This is a genomic window from Mesorhizobium sp. M0833 (assembly GCF_040319905.1).
Lineage (GTDB): Bacteria > Pseudomonadota > Alphaproteobacteria > Rhizobiales > Rhizobiaceae > Mesorhizobium.
The window spans coordinates 229,846-246,199 of record NZ_JAMYOQ010000006.1 but is presented as its reverse complement, the minus strand read 5'-3'; the positions used below and the strand labels follow the sequence as shown (position 1 = coordinate 246,199).

Here is a 16,354-nt window from a genome sequence, read left to right as displayed (position 1 = left end):
CGACTGCAGCGCCACACGTCTATCAAGACGTGCGGCGCCGTAACCGTCAGATCACCAGGCCTTTGGTCAGTTCAAGCGCCTGGCGTTCGAACAGCCGGCGGTAAATGCCGCCTTGCAGCCGGATCAGTTGGTCATGCGAGCCCTCTTCGACGATGCGGCCGCGATCGAACACCAAAAGCCTGTCCAGCGCCCGCACCGTCGACAGCCGGTGGGCAATTACCAGCGTCGTGCGGCCGACCATCAAGCGCTCCATCGCCTGCTGGATCAGCACCTCCGATTCCGAATCGAGGCTCGACGTTGCCTCATCCAGGATGAGAATGCGCGCATCGGCAAGGAAGGCGCGTGCGATTGCAACACGCTGACGCTCGCCGCCCGACAGCTTTACGCCGCGCTCGCCGACCAGCGTGCCATAGCCTTTCGGCAAATTGGCGATGAAGTCATGCGCGCTAGCCAACCGCGCCGCCTGCTCGATCTCGGCCTGCGTGGCGGCCGGCCGGGCATAGGCGATGTTTTCGGCCAGCGACCGGTGAAACAGGATCGGCTCCTGCTGGACGATTGCGATCTGTGCGCGCAGCGACGCCTGCGCCACATTGGCAATATCCTGGCCGTCGATCAGGATATTGCCGGCAGTCACGTCGTAGAGGCGCTGGATCAGCTTGACGAATGTCGTCTTGCCGGAGCCCGAATGGCCAACCAGCCCAACCCGTTCGCCCGGCGCGATATCCACCGAAAAGTCGCGATAGAGCGGCAGGCGGTGGCTGCCATAATGGAACGTTACATTGTCGAAGGTGATACGGCCATCGGTGATCCGGATCGGTTTGGCTCCGAGCCGATCCTCGATGCCGAGTGGTTCGGACTGGAAGTCGACCAGTTCCTCCATGTCGTTGATCGAGCGCTGCAGATTGCGGATATGCGTGCCGATGTCGCGCAGATAGCCTTGCAGCACGAAGAATGAGGTCAGCACGAAGGCGACATCGCCGGCGCTCGCCTGCCCCCACGACCACAAAAGCAGCGAGAAGCCGATGACCGCTGCCCTCAAAAGCAGCAGCATCGTCCCTTGCGTGGTGCCGTTGACGGTGCCGCGCATCCAGGTGCGGCGCGTGCGACCGCGCCATTTGGCGACGACCTCGGCAAGCCGCGTCTCCTCGCGTTCCTCGGCGCCAAAACCCTTGACCACGGCGTTGCAGCTCACCGCATCGGCCAGCGAGCCGCCAAGCCGTGTATCCCACGCATTTGCAAGCCTTGCCGCGGGCGCGACATAGCCAAGCGACAGCATCGTCGTCACCGCGATGAACAGAACCGAACCGATGGCGACGACAGCACCCATCAGCGGCCAGAACCAGCCAAGCAGCAGCGTCGAGCCGACGAGCATGACGACCGACGGCAGCAGCGCGATCAGGATCGTGTCGTTGAGCAGGTCGAGCGCCCACATGCCGCGCGTTATCTTGCGCACCGTCGATCCGGCGAAGCTGTTGGCGTGCCAGTCGGTGGAGAAGCGCTGGACGCGGTGGAAGGCGTCGGCGGCGATATCCGCCATCATCTTTAACGTCAGCTCGACAATGGCCATGAAGGCGAGATTGCGCAGCACGACACCGGTGAGCGCCAGGGCAACCAGCATCGAAAAGGCCGCCATCGCCGCGTTCCACGCAACATCGTCGGCCGCAGCACTGCTGGCGACGGCATCCACCAGCCGGCCGGAATAGAGCGGCGTCAGCACGTCGGCCAAGGTCGACAGCAGGAACGTGCCCATAATGCCGGCAAGCCGCCACGGCTGACGCCGCCAATGGCTGAGCGTGAAGCCAAGAACGCTGCGAAAGGCGCCCGCGCGCAAATCTATTCGAAAACGAGCCATAATGTCATTCGGGCACAAACGAGCCCGATCCCACGAAAGTAGAAATTGAAAAACCGCGTTGGCGCCGTTTGGCGCCCGAGATGCGGAGGTTTGGCGTATTTGGCGGCCCTGTAGAGGGCGGCGACCGGCAGCGGCAAAATACCTGCCTTGGTTCAGCCTTGCCGCGAGGCTATGTCGCGGCGCACTGACCAAGACCTAGGCTTCGCGGGCTCGCATAACGATCTCAAATCCTGGCATTCGGTTCCTCCTGAAGGGGAATCGCGGAGATGCGTTTATAGAGACGCCTCAACGCCGCGCCAAGTCAGTAGATAGCCCAAAGCGCATCTGGTCCAAGCAGTGAGACGATTTTGCAACAACGGCCGGTTGTACGCCGCTTCTGTTCAAATTGCCGGCATACGGTCGAGGCGCATATAGCGGCCGTCGGTGGAAGGCCTGAAGCCGAGCTTCTCGTAAACCGCATGGGCGTCGTTGGTCGACAGGCTCCAATGCGTGACAGTCTTGCAATCCGGATGATCGATAAGCGCCTGGACAAGCCGGGTTCCGATGCCTTGCCCGCGATACCCGGGCCAGACAATGATGTCGGCGAGATAGGCAAATACCGTACGGTCGGTGATCGCCCGACCAAAGCCGACCTGATTGCCGCCGACATAGGCGCCGACGCACAGTGAGTTGGCAAAGGCGCGGCGGTGCAGTTCATCGCTACGGCCGCTGCCCCAATAGCTCTCCTTCAAAATGTCGGACGTCGCTCGGAAGTCGATTTGCGACATGTCAAAGCTGATCTCAAAGTTGGCCATGGCTAAACCGTTATGCAGCCAATCGCCTACCCGCCATCCCTGAACCGGTTGGTAATGGGATAGCGGCGGTCGCGGCCAAAATTCTTCCTGGTGATCTTCACGCCGGGCGCCGCCTGCCGGCGCTTGTATTCGGCGACGTAAAGCAGGTGCTCGACGCGCGTCACGGTCGCCCGGTCATGGCCGCGCGCAACGATCTCGTCGACGCCCATCTCGTTCTCGACCAGGCACTCCAATATGTCATCGAGCACCGGATAGGGCGGCAGCGAATCCTGGTCGGTCTGGTTCTCTCGCAGTTCCGCCGAGGGCGCCTTGTCGATGATATTATTCGGGATCACCTCGCCGGACGGACCGAGCGCACCCGGCGGCACATGCGCGTTGCGCCAGCGCGCCAGCGCATAGACCTGCATCTTGTAGAGATCCTTGATCGGATTGAAGCCGCCATTCATGTCGCCATAAAGCGTGGCATAGCCTACCGACATCTCGCTCTTGTTGCCGGTAGTGACCACCATCGAGCCGAACTTGTTGGAAATCGCCATCAGGATGGTGCCGCGGGCACGGCTCTGCAGGTTTTCCTCGGTGATGCCTTCCTTGGTGCCCTCGAAAAGCTGCGTCAGTGTGTGCAAGAAGCCCTCGACCGGCTCGAAGATCGGCACGATATCGTAGCGGCAGCCGAGCGCGCGGGCGCAGTCCTCGGCGTCCTTGAGCGAGTCCTTCGAAGTGTAGCGGTAAGGCATCATCACGGCGCGCAGCCGCTCCTCGCCCAGCGCATCGACGGCAAGTGCCGCGCAGATCGCCGAATCGATGCCGCCGGAAAGGCCGAGCACGACATTCTTGAAGCCGTTCTTGTTGACGTAGTCGCGCAAGCCCAACATGCAGGCGCGATAGTCGGCCTCCTCCTTTTCAGGGATTTTCGACATCGGTCCGTCAGAGCAGACCCAGATGTCATTCTTTCGCTTCCAGGTGGTGACGTTGACCGTCTCCTCGAACTGGCTCATCTGGAAGGCCAGCGTCTTGTCAGAACCTATGGCAAACGACGCGCCGTCGAAGACGAGTTCGTCCTGGCCGCCAAGCTGGTTGGCATAGATGATCGGCAGTCCGCATTCGATGACCTGGCGGATGACGATCTGGTGGCGGACATCGACCTTGCCGCGATAGTAGGGCGAGCCGTTCGGCACCAGCAGGATTTCGGCGCCGCTTTCGGCCAGCGTCTCGCAGACGGCAACTTCGCCCCAGATGTCTTCGCAGATAGGCACTCCCACGCGCACGCCGCGGAAATTGACCGGCCCCTGGATCTCGGGGCCGGCCTGGAAGACGCGCTTCTCGTCGAACTCACCGTAATTCGGCAGATCGAGCTTGTAGCGTTCGGCAAGGATTTTGCCGCCGTCAGCAAAGATGATCGAATTGTGCGTGCCGGTCTTGCGCTTCAACGGGGTGCCGATGATGAAGCCTGGGCCGCCGTCGGCGGTATCGCCGGCGAAATCCTCCGCCGCCCGCTCGCACGCCTTCAGGAATGCCGGCTTCAGCACCAGATCCTCAGGCGGATAGCCGGAAAGGAAAAGCTCGGTAAACAGCACGAGGTCGGCGCCTTGGCGGGCGGCATCCGCCCTCGCCTCGCGTGCCTTGGCAAGATTGCCGGCGACGTCGCCGACCGTCGGATTGAGCTGGGCGACGGCGATGCGCAATATGTCTGGAGCGGTCTTGTCTGTCATGCCCGTGGGTTTAGCGCGGCAAAATTCGTCGGGCAATGGCGTTCGTTTGGACCAAACAGTCGATCCTATTCGCCCATATATTCGCGCAAGGCTTCCGGCGGATGGTTCTCGCCGATCGACATTGCCAGAATGCGCGAAATGTGTCGGCGCGGCAGCCCGGTTTCCGCCGCCCAGGCGTTGATCTGCGCCTGGATCCTGCCCAAATCCGTCTTCGACGTCGGGCTCTCCGCAATGTCGAGCCCGGCATCGCGCAGTGCGGCCGCCATATCGGCCGAGACAACAAAAGCGTCCCACTCCAGCCAGCGCAGAAAATACTGGCCGGTATTGCCGCCGAGCCGGCTGCCGTGCTTGCCGAGATAGGCCATCAACCCGACCTGGTCATCCGCCGGCCAATCGGCCAGGACCTTGCCGAAGCTGCCGTGCTCCTTCGACACGCGCTCGACGAAGGCCGCGTTGTCGCGTACGGATTTGATCTTCTGCGGATTGCGCACGATGCGCTTGTCGGCGGTGAGATCGTGCCAGAAATCGTCAGGCTGGAATAGCAGCCGCTTCGGTTCGAAGCCAAGAAATGCTTCCTCGAAACCCGGCCATTTCTGCTCGATGACGCGCCAGACGAAGCCGGCGGCAAAGACCCGCTCGGCCATGGTCGACAGGATCCGGTCATCCGCAATCTTTGCCACCGCGGCATTGTCAGGCATTGGACCCAGTAGCGACGTGAGGGCTGCCTCACCGCCTTTGCGTTTCGCTGCACGGGCGCGAATTTTCTGAAAATCCACCATTGTTTCCTGACCCCATCGCGTCAATCTACCACTTCCCGTATGAACCGGCAGCTTCTACCTCATCGCTGACGACGGAGGCGACGATGAACAAGACGATCGAGGACCTGGCAAGCCGCTGGCTGAAGCGAAAGCCGGACGGCCTCAGCGCGCTCGAAAGCCGGGTACTGCAATCTACGCTCGAGCGCACCACGATCTCCAAGGACACCAACAAGGCCGTCGCCTTTCACCAGACGTTTGGAGATCGCCTGGCCGACACCATCGCCCGGATCGGCGGCTCGTGGTCCTTCATCCTGGCATTCATTGGCTTCCTGATCCTGTGGACGGCAGGCAATGTCTGGCTCTTGTCGAGCGCCGCCTTCGATCCCTATCCATTCATCTTCCTCAATCTCGTGCTTTCCATGGTTGCCGCCCTGCAGGCGCCAGTGATCATGATGGCGCAGAACCGCCAGACGGAGCGCGATCGAATCGACGCCGCCCACGACTATGAGGTAAATCTCAAGGCCGAGATCGAGATCATGGCGTTACACGAAAAGCTCGACGAACTGCGCCACAGCCAGATCATCGGCATGCGAGACGAGATCGCCCGGCTGGCCGAGCAGGTGAAGCGCATCGACGACATTCTGTCGAAGCAGCGAACGTCTTCATGACGGAAGCCATCCATCGTCTCATTGAGCAATATGGGTTGGTCGCGGTTTTCCTGGGCTGCGTGGCCGAGGGCGAAAGCGCCGCCATTCTTGGCGGTTTCTTCGCGCATCAGCATGTCTTCGTCCTGTGGCAGGCTTTCCTCGCGGCAGCGCTCGGCGCCTTCGGTGGCGACACGTTCTTCTTCATCTTGGGGCGGAGCTTCGCCGACCATAAATTCGTGATCAGGCTCCGTGCCCGGCCGGGCTTCAGCCACGCCTATCGTCTCGTCACCTCTCATCCCAACATCTTCGTGCTGTCGAACCGCTACATCTATGGCCTGCGCCTGGTCGGTGGTATCGCGGCGGGGCTGTCCGGCATCGCCGCGGCGCGTTTCGCCATCCTCAACGCCATCTCATCGGTGGTCTGGGCGGCGCTGTTCTGCACGGTCGGTTATGTGTTCGGGCTGGGTGCCGAGCGCATCGTCGGCCAGGCGCTAGCCCGCCACGAGCGGCTGCTGATCGCTCTGGCAATCGGCCTCGTTGTGGCTATCCTCGGCTGGCTGGCGTCGCACTTCCTCGCCAAGAAGGAGCTTCGCAAGGGAAGCTGATCGTCAATCTATGCCGAGCGCACGGTCGCCCTTTTCCAGGATCAGCGGGATGATCAGGTCTTCCTCGTCGGCAAGATGCCTGGTCAGCATGGCGATCAGCCGGCTGTTCTCGTCGGCATAGGTGTCGGCGGCGAAGCGCTGCTTGACCTCGCTCTCCTGAAGCGTGCGGATGAAGGCATTTGCCGCCTCGGCATTGCGCTCCAGTCCCTTATGGATTGTGTGGTGATCGGCATCGAGAATCTCGAAGCCGCGCTTCAGACGGGTCTCGGCCCTGGCGAAGACCGGGAAATAATGATGGTCCTCGACATTGTGATGGCCGTCGAGATTGCCGAGGAAATGGTTGAGGCGCGGCGCGAACCAACGGGCGAATTCCGGCGCGTTCAGCCTACCTTCTCGATAATCGCCGATACCATTGGTGAGCATGCCGCCAAGCTCGCGGAACATATCGTGCCGCTGCAGCCACATATTGGCCACGCCGTGGATGTTGGCATGCGCCTGCCAGATCTCGCGCGGATATTTTTCGGCCAGCCAGCGCAGATCGTCCGGCAGGCCCTCACGTTCGAGCAGCAGAAATCCGGCGGTATCGGTCATGTCGGTTCCCTCAGACCATGATCCCGAAAAGTGGTACCGGTTTTTCGGAAGAGATCGTGGTCAAAACGAGAAATGCAGTGACGGCATGTAGTGTCTGAAACGTCAGATCGGCACCCCGAGGATCCGCTCGACGATGGCGACGCCCCAGACGCCTGCAGCGATTACCACCGAAATAAGCACCGCCAGCGAACCGCAATCCTTGGCCAGTTGGATATCGATGTTGAATTCACGGCTGAACGCGTCGCATGCCGCCTCGATGCCGGTATTCAGCACCTCGATCATGATCATGAGCAGCACCGCGCCGATCAGCAGCGCATAGCCGCGCCACGATTCCGAAAGGAACCAGCCGAGCGGCAAGGCAAGCACAAGCAGCGTCAGCTCCAGCTGGAAGGCCTCCTCGCTGGCGGCCAGTTTGCGAAACGCCCGCACCGAGTTGTAAAAAGCGTCGATCAGCCGCTGCATGCCAAAACCCTTCGGAATCACCGGCAGGGGATTAGCGCAATGGCTGGACCAAGGGAATAAGGCGACCTCTTCAAAAATCAGTCGCCTGCCACCTTGATCGACGGCGTTGACTTCTCGAACTGCGGCAGCCCGTCGTCGACCGCGTAATAGTCGCCCTTGTCGCCGACGAAGATGTGACATTCCCCTTGAAGTCCGGTTGGCGCGTCGAACAGCCCGGCCAGGACTGAAACATAGCCATCATCCGTCGGCTTCCAGAACAGCAGCGAGCCGCATGTCTTGCAGAAACCGCGTCTGGCAAACGAAGATGCCTCGTACCAGGTGATGCTGTCCGCGCCCGTGATTGTGATGTCGGGGTCGGCAACATTGGTTGCAGCATAAAAATGCCCGCTCTGCTTCCGGCACTGCGAGCAATGGCAGTAGATAACACCGCGCAGCGGTCCTCGTGTCTGGAACCGCACTGCCCCGCACAAGCATGATCCGGTGTGACTGTCAGCCATATCGGCCTCCCGATGCAATTGCCGTCGCTTCGCAGGATTCCAGTTTTGCGTGCGTCAGGCACGAGCAAATGCGACACCGGCCGGACGCGTTTCGCTGACCACCTCGATGATCGAATACGTTCTAATCAGCCGTTGACGGCCTGCTTGTGCTGGACCGGATGGCTCTTCTTTAGCAGATCGGACACCAGGAACGCCAACTCGATCGCCTGGTCGGCGTTGAGGCGCGGATCGCAATGGGTGTGGTAGCGATCCTGCAATTCTTCGGCCGTGATGGCGCGGGCACCACCGGTGCATTCGGTGACGTTCTTGCCTGTCATCTCGATGTGTATGCCGCCGGGATGCGTGCCTTCGGCGCGGTGCACCTCGAAGAACGTCTGCACCTCCTTCAGGATGCGGTCGAACGGCCGTGTCTTGTAGCCGGCGGCCTCGATCGTATTGCCATGCATCGGATCGGAAGACCACACCACACTGCGGCCTTCCTTCTGCACCGCTCGCACCAGCCTCGGCAGATGGTCGGCAACCTTATCGGAGCCGAAACGAGCGATCAGCGTCAGCCGGCCGGGCTCGTTCTCCGGATTGAGCAGATCGATGAGCTGCAACAGGCCGTCCGGCGTCAGCGACGGCCCGCATTTCAGCCCCAGCGGGTTCTTGATGCCGCGGCAATATTCGACATGCGCATGGTCGGGTTGGCGCGTGCGATCGCCGATCCAGATCATGTGGCCAGAGGTGGCGTACCAGTCGCCCGAGGTCGAATCGACGCGGGTCAGCGCCTCTTCGTAACCGAGCAGCAGCGCCTCATGGCTGGTATAGAAATCGGTCTCGCGCAGCGCATAATTGGTCTCCGAGGTGATGCCGACGGCCTTCATGAAGTCCATCGTCTCGGTGATGCGGTTGGCGAGCGACTCGTATTTCTCGCCCTGCGGGCTGTCGGAGACGAACCCGAGCATCCATTGATGCACGTTCTCCAGGCTGGCGTAGCCGCCCTGGGCGAAGGCGCGCAAAAGGTTGAGCGTCGCCGCCGATTGGCGGTACGCCATCTCCTGTCTTGCAGGATCGGGAATGCGCGACTTGGCATCGAACTCGATGCCGTTGATGATGTCGCCGCGATAGCTGGGCAGCGTCACACCGCCCTTGGTCTCATTGTCGGACGAGCGCGGCTTGGCGAACTGGCCGGCGACACGGCCGACCTTCACCACCGGTTGAGCGCCAGCGAAGGTCAGTACCACCGACATCTGCAGGAAGACGCGGAAGAAGTCGCGGATATTGTCCGCGCCATGTTCGGCGAAGCTCTCGGCGCAATCGCCACCTTGCAAAAGGAATGCGTCACCGGCAGCGACGGCTGCAAGCTGCTTCTTCAGCTTGCGTGCCTCACCTGCAAAAACCAGCGGCGGAAAGGTGGCGAGCTGGGCTTCCGTGTTCCTCAGCGCGGCAAGGTCCGGATAGGCAGGAACCTGCTGGATCGGCTTAGCTCTCCACGAATTCGGCGACCATTTCGTCATCGAAGCACCTAACGCTCTTTTCACGCGGACGCCATCGCCCGCCAATCCGCCCCATATGGGGTCGCGGCTGCATACACGAAGCCGATTTCCTATTCTAGACCGGAATCTCAGCGCTGGCGAATGGCACGGCAGGGCGAAAGTACCAGCGCCGTCATGGTCCAGAGCACCAGCGATACCTGCTACGCCGCCGCCTTCTCCACCAGCCGTGCCAGCTGCGTCATGACAACCGCTGAGCCTGCCAGCCGCTTTTCGGGCGTCGGCCAGTCGCGGCTGAAGACGACGCTCTGGTCCGGCCGGATCTTGGCCAGCGAACCCTGTTCGCCGATGAGCTTGACCAGCCCGACCGGATTGGGGAATTCGCGCTTGCGGAAATGGATGACGACGCCTTTCGGTCCGGCATCGAGTTTTTCGACATTGGCCTTGCGGCAAAGTGCCTTGATGAAGACGATCTTCAATAAATGCTTCACCTCTTCCGGCAGCGGCCCGAAACGGTCGATAAGCTCGGCGCCAAAAGCGTCGATCTCTTCAGTGTTTTCGAGATCGCCAAGGCGGCGATAGAGCGCCAACCTGAGCTGCAGATCCGGGACATAGCTTTCCGGGATCATCACCGCTGTGCCGACGGCGATCTGCGGCGACCAGCCGCCGTCCTGCACCTCGCCGGAATCCTTCACTTCGGCCACTGCCTCCTCCAGCATCTGCTGGTAGAGCTCGAAGCCGACCTCCTTGATGTGGCCCGACTGCTCATCGCCAAGCAGATTGCCGGCGCCGCGAATGTCGAGGTCGTGGCTGGCCAGCTGGAAACCGGCGCCTAGCGTATCGAGCGACTGCAGCACTTTCAGCCGGCGCTCGGCTGTATCCGTGAGCTTGCGGTTGGCGGGCAGCGTGAACAGCGCGTAGGCGCGCACCTTAGAACGGCCGACGCGCCCGCGCAGCTGATAGAGCTGAGACAGGCCGAACATATCGGCGCGGTGTACGATCAGCGTATTGGCGGTCGGTATATCGAGGCCGGATTCGACGATTGTGGTCGACAAAAGCACATCGTACTGGCCGTCATAGAAGGCGTTCATGATGTCGTCGAGTTCGCCGGGCGGCATCTGGCCATGGGCCACGGCCACTTTCAGCTCAGGCACGGATTCGCGCAGGAAATCATGGATTTCCGCGAGATCGCTGATGCGCGGTACGACATAGAAAGAATGGCCGCCACGGTAGCGCTCGCGCAGCAGCGTCTCGCGGATGACCAGCGGATCGAAGGGGGAGATGAAGGTACGCACGGCCATGCGATCGACCGGCGGCGTGGCGATCAGCGACAGCTCACGCACCCCGGTCAAGGCAAGCTGCAGCGTTCGCGGGATCGGCGTCGCCGACAGCGTCAGAACGTGGACGTCGGTCTTGAGATCCTTCAGCCGCTCCTTGTGCTTGACGCCGAAATGCTGCTCCTCGTCGATGATCAGCAGGCCGAGATTCTTGAACGAGATCGAGGACCCGAGCAGTGCGTGCGTGCCGATGACAATGTCGACTTGGCCTTCGGCGACGCCCTTCTTGGTCTCGGCCAGTTCCTTGGCACCGACCAGCCGCGAGGCCTGGGCGACGCGGATCGGCAGGCCGGAGAAGCGCTGCGAGAAGGTCTTGAAATGCTGACGCGACAACAATGTCGTCGGCACCACCACCGCGACCTGAAAGCCTTCCATCGCCGCGATGAAGGCAGCACGAAGCGCGACTTCGGTCTTGCCGAAGCCGACATCGCCGCAGATCAGCCGGTCCATCGGCTTTCCTGCGCCCAGATCATCCCTGACCGAATCGATCGCCGTTTGCTGGTCGTCGGTTTCCTCATAGGGGAAACGCGCTGCAAACTCGCCATAGAGGCCTTCCGCCGGCAGCAGCGCCGGTGCGGCCCGCATTTGTCGCTCGGCGGCGATGCGGATCAGCTGCCCGGCCATGTCGAGCAGGCGTTTCTTCAGCCGTGCCTTGCGCGATTGCCAGGCGCCGCCGCCAAGCTTGTCGAGTGTCGCCTCGGCCGAATCCGAGCCATAGCGCGACAGCAACTCGATGTTTTCCACCGGCAAGAACAGCCGATCGTCGCCGGCATAGTGGATTTCGAGGCAATCGTGCGGCGCACCGAGCGCCTCGATGGTGCGCAGCCCGATGAAGCGGCCAATGCCATGGTCGGCATGGACGACGATATCGCCTGAGGACAATGCCGAAGCCTCGGCGATGAAGTCGGACGCGCGCTTCTTGCGCTTCGAGCGCCGGATCAGTCGGTCGCCGAGAATGTCCTGCTCGGCGACGACGACCAGTTTCTCCGTCTCGAAGCCGGATTCAAGCGGCAGGACGGCCAGTCCCGCTTGCCCTGGCTCAAGCTTTTCGGCTTCGGCAAGCGTCGCCACCGGTTTCAGATTGCCAAGATGATGCTCGGCCAGGATTTGGCCGAGCCGGTCGAGCGAACCTTCAGTCCAGCCGGCGACGATGACACGGCGGCCTGCAGCGCGCTCGTCGGAAATGTGTTTTACGACGACGTCGAAGACGTTGGCGTTAGGGTCGGCGCGCTCCTCGACGAAGCTGCGACCATGGCGCGCGCCGGCATGGAACACCTTTTTCGCACCGGCATCGGGCGCATCGAAGGACGTGAAGTCGATCGCTTCGCGCGGGCCAAGCGAGGCAATCAGGTTCTCGGGCGACAGATAAAGCAAATCCGGCGACACCGGCTTGTAGGGCACGGCATCCTTCAAGGCGCCGTCGGCCTGTTTTTTGCGCGCCTCATAATGATCGAGGATCAGCGCATGGCGCTCGGCCAGTGCCTCATGCGCCAGATGATCAAACACCACCGGCGCATCCGGCAAGTAATCGAACACGGTTTCCAGCCGCTCATAGAAGAACGGCAGCCAGTGCTCCATGCCGGCAAACCGCCTGCCCTCGCTGACCGCCGCATAGAGCCCATCGTCGCGCGAGGGCGCCCCAAAGGCTTCGATGTAGGCGCGGCGGAAGCGGCTGATCGTCTCTGGCGTCAGCGCCACCTCGCTCATCGCCTGTAGCGCCATCGACTTGCGCTGGCCGGTGGTGCGCTGTGTTGCGGTATCGAAGACGCGGATCGATTCCAGCGTATCGCCGAAGAAATCGAGGCGCAGCGCCTCAGTCCAGCCGGGCGCGAAGAGATCGAGAATGCCGCCGCGCACCGCGAATTCGCCGATACCGCGCACCGTCGGCACTCGCTCGAAGCCGGAATTCTCCAGCCGGGAGCCCAGCACGTTCATGTCTATCTGGTTGCCCGGTTTGGCGTGGAAGGTCTGCGCCTCGACGAGTTCAGCCGGCGGAATGCGTTGCAACAGCGCATTCGCGGTGGTGAGGACGACGGCGCGGTGCGGCTTCTTCGCCAGCGCAATCATTGCAGCCAGTGCATCGAGCCGCCTTGCGGCGGCATCGGCGCCGGGCGAGACACGGTCGTAAGGCAGGCAATCCCAGGCCGGCAGTTCCAGCACCGGCAGGCCCGGCGCGGCAAAGGCAAGCGCCTCGACGATCGCCGGCAGGCGCTGGCCGTCGCGGGCCACGAACAGCACCGGCTTGTCCGGTGCGATCTCGCGCGCAGCCTGCACCAGCGCAAAGGCTTCGTAGCCGTCGGCGACGCCATCGACAATGAACTGGCCAGCGCGGCCTTTCGGCAGACCGATCGTAGGAATAAGGCTCATGGCTACACGTTGTTCAGAAGGTCAGGGGCCGGCGCGAGGCCAGGATTTTTTGCAGGACGGCACAATCGATAGTCGCCGGGACCGGGCGCTCGCCGGTGACGATGGGCAGGAATTCGGTGTCGGGAATGTCGAGGAGCCTCTCATATTGGTCGATTTCGTCGCCGGTCAAGGCGCCGATCTCGGCATCCGCGAAGCTGCCAAGTATAAGGTCCATCTCGCGCATGCCGCGGTGCCACGAACGAAACAGAAGCTTGCGGCGGCGGGCATCGAGGCCCTCGCTGGATCGTTTCGTTCCGGTCATCGTGCAACATCCTTGCCCAGGCGGCGCATATAGCGTGGATAGAAGTCGGTGTCAGCCTTGCGCTACGGCCGGCGCAACATAAGCTGACATCATGCGTCCCTCCCTCCTCGACCCTTTGTTTGTCCCGATCACATCGCTTGCCGGCGTCGGGCCGAAGGTTGGTGCGCTGATCGAGAAAGTCGTGACGGCCGACCTCGGCGACCGGACCGCGCGCGCCGGGGACCTCTTGTTCGTGCTGCCGCATACTGTCATCGACCGCCGCAACCGGCCGGGCATCGCTGGTTCGGCCGAGGGCGCCATTGTCACACTCGACGTACGCATCGACCGCCACCAGCCGCCCCCACGCGGCAACAGGTCGGTCCCGTACCGGGTCTACGCCCATGACGACACTGGCGAGATCGCGCTGACCTTCTTCCACGCCCATGCCGCCTATCTCGAAAAAGCAATGCCCGTAGGCGAGCATGTCGTCGTCTCAGGCCGCATGGAATGGTTCAACGGCCGCCCGACCATGGTTCACCCCGACCATATCGCACTTGCCGGCGACGCGGAAAACCTCCCATTGGTCGAGCCGGTCTACCCGCTGACCGCCGGGCTCTCGGCCAAGGTGCTGCGTCGGGCCATCGGCCAGGCGCTGGCCCGCCTGCCGGTGCTGCCCGAGTGGCAGGACGGCGAGTTCTGGCGCCGCCACGCCTTTCCCGCTTTCGGCGATGCGCTCAACCGCATCCACCATCCTGCCGACCCGATCGACGTCTCTGTCGACGGCGCGGCATGGCGGCGCCTTGCCTATGACGAGTTCCTGGCCAGCCAGGTATCGCTGGCGCTGGTGCGGGCCAAGGTCCGCCGATTATCGGGCCGGCCACTCGTCGGCGACGGCCGCATAGTCGAACAACTGCGCGTGGCACTCCCCTATTCGCTCACCATGTCGCAGGAAATGGCGCTTGCCGAAATCAACGCCGATCTCGGTGATCCCGAACGCATGCTGCGCCTTTTGCAGGGCGATGTCGGCTCCGGCAAGACGGTGGTCGCGCTGCTTGCCATGGCGCGTGCCGTTGAGGCAGGCGGCCAGGCGGCATTGATGGCGCCGACCGAAATCTTGGCGCGCCAGCATCTGGCAACTATTGCGCCGTTGGCGGAACGGGCCGGCCTGCGTGTGGCCGTCCTCACCGGCCGCGAAAAGGGCCGCGAGCGCGCCGACACGCTGACCGGGCTGGCCAATGGTGACATCGACATCGTCGTCGGCACCCATGCGCTGTTCCAGGAGACAGTGACGTTCCGTGACCTCGTTTTCGCCGTCGTCGACGAGCAGCACCGTTTCGGTGTCCACCAGCGCCTTGCCATTACCGCCAAGGGCGATGCGCCCGACATGCTGGTAATGACAGCAACGCCGATACCGCGAACGCTGGTGCTGACTGCATTCGGCGACATGGATGTGTCGAAGCTGACGGAAAAGCCGGCCGGCCGCCAGCCGATCCGCACCGTCACCTTGCCGCTTGAACGGCTCGACGAACTGATCGGACGCATGCTCGACGCCGTCGCCGATGACCAGAAAATCTACTGGATCTGTCCGCTGGTCGAGGAATCCGAGGAGATCAAACTGATGTCGGCCGAGGACCGTTTTGCCTCGCTGAAGCCGCTGTTCGGCGACCGCATCGGCCTGGTGCACGGCCGCATGAAAGGCACCGACAAAGACGAGGCGATGCGCGCCTTTAAGCAGGGCGACACCCGTATCCTGATCGCCACCACCGTCATCGAGGTCGGCGTCGATGTGCCTGATGCGACGATCATGGTCATCGAGCATGCGGAGCGCTTTGGCCTCGCCCAGTTGCACCAATTGCGCGGCCGGGTCGGGCGTGGCGACAAGCCTTCATCCTGCGTGCTGCTCTACAAGAACCCGCTTGGCGAGACGGCAAAACGCCGTTTGTCGGTGATGCGCGAGACCGAGGACGGTTTCCGTATCGCCGAAGAGGATCTGAAGCTGCGCGGCGAAGGCGAGTTGCTCGGCACCCGCCAGTCCGGCACGCCGGGCTTCCAGGTGGCGCGCATCGAGGTGCATGCCGACCTGCTCGAGGCCGCTCGCGACGATGCGCGGCTGATCCTGTCGCGCGATCCGGAACTGCAGTCCGAACGCGGCACGGCGCTGCGCCTGTTGCTCTATCTGTTCGGCCGCGACGAGGCCGTGCGGCTCCTGCGTGCCGGCTGAGGCATCATGTCGAGCGGAGGATTGGCAAGCGCGCCGTGGATCTGCTCGCCGTTCACCGTCATCATTTTGACAGCTGGCGCCACCAGGCCGGCCGACACGATCAGCTTGGCTCCGTCCTCGATCGTCATGTCGAGCGATACGATGTCGGATTTCGGCACATACATCAGAAAGCCTGTCGTCGGGTTGGGCGTACACGGCATGAACACGGCAATCAGCGGATCGCCTTCCCGGTCGAGCTTCTGGTTGATCTCGGTTTCCTTCTCGCTGGCGACGAAGACAAGCGACCAGACCCCTTTGCGCGGATATTCGACCAACCCGACCTGGCGGAACATGTCGCCCTTGTTCGACAGCACGGTCTCGAAAATCTGCTTCAGCGAACGGTAGATACCGCGCACCAGCGGCATGCGACCAAGCAGGCGCTCGCCGAAGTTGACGATGGCGCGGCCAACGATATTGGCGGTCATAAAGCCGATGAAAGTGATGAGGATCAGGGCAACGATCAGCCCAAAACCCGGCACTGGAAACGGTAGGTAGGTGTCCGGATTGTAGCGTACCGGAATGTAGGGTTTGACCCAGGAATCGACCCAGCCGATAAGCGACCAGGCAATGTAGGCGGTAATCGCGAGCGGCGCGCAAACGACGAAGCCGGTCAGGAAATAGTTTCTCAGCCGGGTCATGCCTGAGGTCTTGAGAGCGTCCGACATGGTTCACCGCAGCGTGTGTTTGCAGCGCGACACTACTGAACCGGAAGGCGCTTTG

Annotated in this window: 14 protein-coding genes; 3 read left to right on the top strand and 11 right to left on the bottom strand. The window is 62.4% G+C overall.

Going from position 1 to position 16,354, the window contains the following annotated elements:
• Positions 1-46: 46 nt before the first annotated feature.
• The 4 genes from NKH98_RS09960 to NKH98_RS09945 all read right to left on the bottom strand — a co-directional run bounded on the left by NKH98_RS09960 (position 47) and on the right by NKH98_RS09945 (position 5,134).
• Positions 47-1,852: an ABC transporter ATP-binding protein gene (locus NKH98_RS09960; RefSeq protein WP_352897985.1), complete on the bottom strand. Its 1,806-nt coding sequence runs from the start codon at positions 1,850-1,852 to the stop codon at positions 47-49.
• Between the two features lie 380 nt (positions 1,853-2,232).
• Positions 2,233-2,646 (bottom strand): GNAT family N-acetyltransferase, encoded by a 414-nt coding sequence (locus tag NKH98_RS09955; RefSeq protein WP_352897983.1) that lies wholly within the window; start codon positions 2,644-2,646, stop codon positions 2,233-2,235.
• 26 nt (positions 2,647-2,672) lie between these two features.
• Entirely contained in the window at positions 2,673-4,355 is a 1,683-nt protein-coding gene (locus NKH98_RS09950) for an NAD+ synthase (protein WP_352479008.1), read from the bottom strand.
• Positions 4,356-4,420: 65 nt separating this feature from the next.
• Positions 4,421-5,134, bottom strand: coding sequence for a DNA-3-methyladenine glycosylase I (locus NKH98_RS09945; RefSeq protein WP_352897980.1), 714 nt, complete (start codon positions 5,132-5,134; stop codon positions 4,421-4,423).
• Positions 5,135-5,217: 83 nt separating this feature from the next.
• Between NKH98_RS09945 and NKH98_RS09940 the strand changes: the two genes are divergently transcribed.
• Positions 5,218-5,781: a DUF1003 domain-containing protein gene (locus NKH98_RS09940; RefSeq protein WP_254820163.1), complete on the top strand. Its 564-nt coding sequence runs from the start codon at positions 5,218-5,220 to the stop codon at positions 5,779-5,781.
• Entirely contained in the window at positions 5,778-6,365 is a 588-nt protein-coding gene (locus NKH98_RS09935; protein ID WP_352636793.1) for a DedA family protein, read from the top strand. The genes NKH98_RS09940 and NKH98_RS09935 overlap by 4 nt, the downstream gene beginning before the upstream one ends.
• A gap of 3 nt (positions 6,366-6,368) precedes the next feature.
• Here NKH98_RS09935 and NKH98_RS09930 read toward each other — a convergent pair whose 3' ends face one another.
• The 6 genes from NKH98_RS09930 to NKH98_RS09905 all read right to left on the bottom strand — a co-directional run bounded on the left by NKH98_RS09930 (position 6,369) and on the right by NKH98_RS09905 (position 13,395).
• Positions 6,369-6,956, bottom strand: coding sequence for a hemerythrin domain-containing protein (locus NKH98_RS09930; protein ID WP_352650503.1), 588 nt, complete (start codon positions 6,954-6,956; stop codon positions 6,369-6,371).
• Between the two features lie 102 nt (positions 6,957-7,058).
• Positions 7,059-7,418, bottom strand: coding sequence for a diacylglycerol kinase (locus tag NKH98_RS09925; RefSeq protein WP_254820160.1), 360 nt, complete (start codon positions 7,416-7,418; stop codon positions 7,059-7,061).
• A 77-nt stretch (positions 7,419-7,495) separates the two neighbouring features.
• On the bottom strand, positions 7,496-7,915 hold the full coding sequence (locus tag NKH98_RS09920; protein ID WP_352479013.1) for a GFA family protein: 420 nt from the start codon (positions 7,913-7,915) through the stop codon (positions 7,496-7,498).
• A 125-nt stretch (positions 7,916-8,040) separates the two neighbouring features.
• Positions 8,041-9,414, bottom strand: a complete 1,374-nt coding sequence (locus NKH98_RS09915) for a class II 3-deoxy-7-phosphoheptulonate synthase (RefSeq protein WP_352508814.1) — start codon at positions 9,412-9,414, stop codon at positions 8,041-8,043.
• 179 nt (positions 9,415-9,593) lie between these two features.
• Positions 9,594-13,094: a transcription-repair coupling factor gene (gene mfd, locus NKH98_RS09910; RefSeq protein ID WP_352897978.1), complete on the bottom strand. Its 3,501-nt coding sequence runs from the start codon at positions 13,092-13,094 to the stop codon at positions 9,594-9,596.
• Positions 13,095-13,107: 13 nt separating this feature from the next.
• Positions 13,108-13,395: an FAD assembly factor SdhE gene (locus tag NKH98_RS09905; RefSeq protein ID WP_352650500.1), complete on the bottom strand. Its 288-nt coding sequence runs from the start codon at positions 13,393-13,395 to the stop codon at positions 13,108-13,110.
• Between the two features lie 91 nt (positions 13,396-13,486).
• Between NKH98_RS09905 and recG the strand changes: the two genes are divergently transcribed.
• Positions 13,487-15,595, top strand: a complete 2,109-nt coding sequence (recG, locus tag NKH98_RS09900) for an ATP-dependent DNA helicase RecG (protein ID WP_352897975.1) — start codon at positions 13,487-13,489, stop codon at positions 15,593-15,595.
• Here recG and NKH98_RS09895 read toward each other — a convergent pair.
• Positions 15,547-16,299 carry a DUF502 domain-containing protein gene (locus tag NKH98_RS09895; RefSeq protein ID WP_352897973.1) on the bottom strand — a complete coding sequence of 251 codons (753 nt, stop codon included), beginning with the start codon at positions 16,297-16,299 and terminating at the stop codon, positions 15,547-15,549. The genes recG and NKH98_RS09895 overlap by 49 nt on opposite strands.
• Between the last annotated feature and the right edge of the window lie 55 nt (positions 16,300-16,354).

What these genes read in the sequence shown, in the direction of transcription:
- NKH98_RS09960 (WP_352897985.1), bottom strand. Translation starts at nt 1,852, where the DNA reads ATGGCTCGTTTTCGAATAGATTTGCGCGCGGGCGCCTTTCGCAGCGTT.
- NKH98_RS09955 (WP_352897983.1), bottom strand. Translation starts at nt 2,646, where the DNA reads ATGGCCAACTTTGAGATCAGCTTTGACATGTCGCAAATCGACTTCCGA.
- NKH98_RS09950 (WP_352479008.1), bottom strand. Translation starts at nt 4,355, where the DNA reads ATGACAGACAAGACCGCTCCAGACATATTGCGCATCGCCGTCGCCCAG.
- NKH98_RS09945 (WP_352897980.1), bottom strand. Translation starts at nt 5,134, where the DNA reads ATGGTGGATTTTCAGAAAATTCGCGCCCGTGCAGCGAAACGCAAAGGC.
- NKH98_RS09940 (WP_254820163.1), top strand. Translation starts at nt 5,218, where the DNA reads ATGAACAAGACGATCGAGGACCTGGCAAGCCGCTGGCTGAAGCGAAAG.
- NKH98_RS09935 (WP_352636793.1), top strand. Translation starts at nt 5,778, where the DNA reads ATGACGGAAGCCATCCATCGTCTCATTGAGCAATATGGGTTGGTCGCG.
- NKH98_RS09930 (WP_352650503.1), bottom strand. Translation starts at nt 6,956, where the DNA reads ATGACCGATACCGCCGGATTTCTGCTGCTCGAACGTGAGGGCCTGCCG.
- NKH98_RS09925 (WP_254820160.1), bottom strand. Translation starts at nt 7,418, where the DNA reads ATGCAGCGGCTGATCGACGCTTTTTACAACTCGGTGCGGGCGTTTCGC.
- NKH98_RS09920 (WP_352479013.1), bottom strand. Translation starts at nt 7,915, where the DNA reads ATGGCTGACAGTCACACCGGATCATGCTTGTGCGGGGCAGTGCGGTTC.
- NKH98_RS09915 (WP_352508814.1), bottom strand. Translation starts at nt 9,414, where the DNA reads ATGACGAAATGGTCGCCGAATTCGTGGAGAGCTAAGCCGATCCAGCAG.
- mfd (WP_352897978.1), bottom strand. Translation starts at nt 13,094, where the DNA reads ATGAGCCTTATTCCTACGATCGGTCTGCCGAAAGGCCGCGCTGGCCAG.
- NKH98_RS09905 (WP_352650500.1), bottom strand. Translation starts at nt 13,395, where the DNA reads ATGACCGGAACGAAACGATCCAGCGAGGGCCTCGATGCCCGCCGCCGC.
- recG (WP_352897975.1), top strand. Translation starts at nt 13,487, where the DNA reads ATGCGTCCCTCCCTCCTCGACCCTTTGTTTGTCCCGATCACATCGCTT.
- NKH98_RS09895 (WP_352897973.1), bottom strand. Translation starts at nt 16,299, where the DNA reads ATGTCGGACGCTCTCAAGACCTCAGGCATGACCCGGCTGAGAAACTAT.